Origin of the sequence: Micromonospora sp. NPDC126480, assembly GCF_040302465.1 — a bacterium.
In the GTDB taxonomy this organism is placed as follows: Bacteria; Actinomycetota; Actinomycetes; order Mycobacteriales; family Micromonosporaceae; genus Micromonospora.
In genome coordinates, this window is sequence record NZ_JBEORU010000065.1 from 1 (window position 1) to 2157 (window position 2157).

Below are 2157 nucleotides of genomic sequence, written 5' to 3' on the forward strand. Positions count from 1 at the left end.
CTCTGCCACGACACCCTCGCCATCCCCTCACCCGACCCCCAGGTCGTCCAGGAACTCCACCTCGTCACCAGCCACCTCCTCTGCGAATACGTCGACCAGGCGCTGCCGCTGGTGCGGGACCTGCCGCGGGTGCCGGGCCCGCGTACCGAGCGGTTCGTCGACGGGCGCCCCTTCGTCACCGCCGGCCTGCCCGACGGGTCGGGCCGCAACGGGCACGGGTCCAACGGGCACGGACCGGCCCGGACGGGTGGGGAATCGTGAGCGGACCGCTGGTGGTGGTCGGCGACACGCTGCTGGACCGCGACGTCTCCGGCACGGTCGGCCGGATCTGCCCGGACGCCCCGGTGCCGGTGCTCGACGAGCGGTCGGCCACCGACCGGCCCGGCGGCGCCGGGCTGGCCGCGCTGCTCGCCGCCGCTGACGGCACCGAGGTCGCCCTGGTGACCGCCCTCGCCGACGACCCGGCCGGTGCCCGCCTGGCCGAGCTGCTGACGGCCGCCGGGGTGCGGGTGTACCCGCTGCGCAACCCCGGTGCCACGCCCGAGAAGATCCGGCTGCGGGCGGGCGGGCAGACCCTGCTCCGGCTGGACCGGGGCGGCGAACCGCAGGCACCGACCGAACCGCCGGAGGCGGCGCTCGAGGTGCTCGCCGCCGCCGGCGCCGTCCTCGCCAGCGACTACGGGCGCGGCCTGCTCCGGCAGCCGGCGCTGCGGGGCGCCCTGGCGGCGACCCCCGCGCCGCTGGTGTGGGATCCGCACCCGAAAGGGCCGGCGGCGGTGCCCGGTGCGCGGCTGGTCACGCCGAACCTGGCGGAGCTGCGCCAGCTCACCGGCGACGCGGGCGCCGGCTCGGCGCTGTCCACCGCCACCCGCGCCGGCCAGGAGCTGCGCCGGCGGTGGCGGGTCGGCGCGGTCGCCGTGACGACCGGCGCCGACGGGGCGGTGCTCTGCCACGCCGGCAGCACCCCGCTGGTCGTGCCGCCGCCGTCGCCGGTGGACTCCGTCGAGGACACCTGCGGGGCCGGCGACCGGTTCGCCGCCGCCGCGGCCACCGCGCTCGCCGGTGGGGCGCTGGTCTCCGAGGCGGTCGGCGAGGCCGTCGCGGCGGCTTCCGCGTACGTGGCCGCGGGGGGCGCGGCGGGCCTGCACCGGGAACCGGGGCGACGCTCCCGGCCCGTCCCACCGGGCCCGGCCGAGGAACTGGTCGCGAGGGTACGCGCCGACGGCGGGACGGTCGTCGCGACCGGCGGCTGCTTCGACCTGCTGCACGCCGGGCACGTGGCCACCCTCCGGGCCGCCCGCCGGCTCGGTGACGTGCTGATCGTCTGCCTCAACTCCGATCGCAGCGTCCGGGCCCTGAAGGGGCCGGAGCGGCCGCTGAACACCGAGGCCGACCGGGCGGCGCTGCTGTCGGCGCTGGACTGCGTGGACTCGGTGGTCGTCTTCGACGAGCCCACGCCGCACGCGGTGCTGTCCCGCCTCCGCCCGGACGTCTGGGTCAAGGGCGGCGACTACGCCGGGGACGGCGCGCCGGAACTGCCCGAGGCCGGTCTGGTCCGCGGCTGGGGCGGCCGGGTCGTCACGGTGCCCTACCTGGCCGGCCGGTCCACCACGGCGACCATCACCGCCGCGCGGCAGCGCGGTGACCATCTCATCAAGGGAGCAGCATGAGCGAGCGTCAGGTGAACGGTGCGGCGGTCCTGGTGACCGGTGGGTCGAGCGGGCTGGGGGCGGCGGTGGTCACGGCCGTGGCGAAGGCCGGCGGGCGGCCGTACGTGCTGGACCGGCAGCCGCCGGCGGACGGAGTGGAGTGGGTGGAGTGCGACCTGGCCGACACCCGGGCCGCCGAGGCGGCCACCCGGCAGGTCGTCGAGCGGGCCGGCGGGCTGACCGGTCTGGTCACCGCCGCCGGGATGGACGTGCCGGGCCGGCTGGCCGACGTCCCGGGCGAGACGTGGGACCGGATCGTCGCGATCAACCTGCTCGGCACGGCGGCGGTGGTGCGGGCCGCGCTGCCGGCGCTGGAGGCCACCCACGGCACCGTGGTGACCGTGGCGTCCACCCTGGGGGTGAAGGCGGTCAGTGACGCGACCGCCTACTGCGCGGCCAAGTTCGGAGTCGTCGGGTTCACCCGCGCCCTGGCCGCCGAAACCGCCGG

At 78.0% G+C, this 2157-nt stretch carries 2 protein-coding genes and 1 pseudogene; all 3 read left to right on the forward strand.

The genetic code is table 11. The annotated features are described in order from the left end of the window. Positions 1-261, forward strand: a pseudogene (locus ABTW87_RS30085) (phosphoheptose isomerase); the annotation flags it as partial. Continuing rightward, entirely contained in the window at positions 258-1670 is a 1413-nt protein-coding gene (locus tag ABTW87_RS30090) for a PfkB family carbohydrate kinase (RefSeq protein ID WP_350654790.1), read from the forward strand. The pseudogene ABTW87_RS30085 and the gene ABTW87_RS30090, both read left to right, overlap by 4 nt. Next, positions 1667-2157 (forward strand): SDR family NAD(P)-dependent oxidoreductase (locus ABTW87_RS30095; protein ID WP_502891672.1); only part of this gene is annotated, 491 nt, incomplete at its 3' end. The genes ABTW87_RS30090 and ABTW87_RS30095, both read left to right, overlap by 4 nt.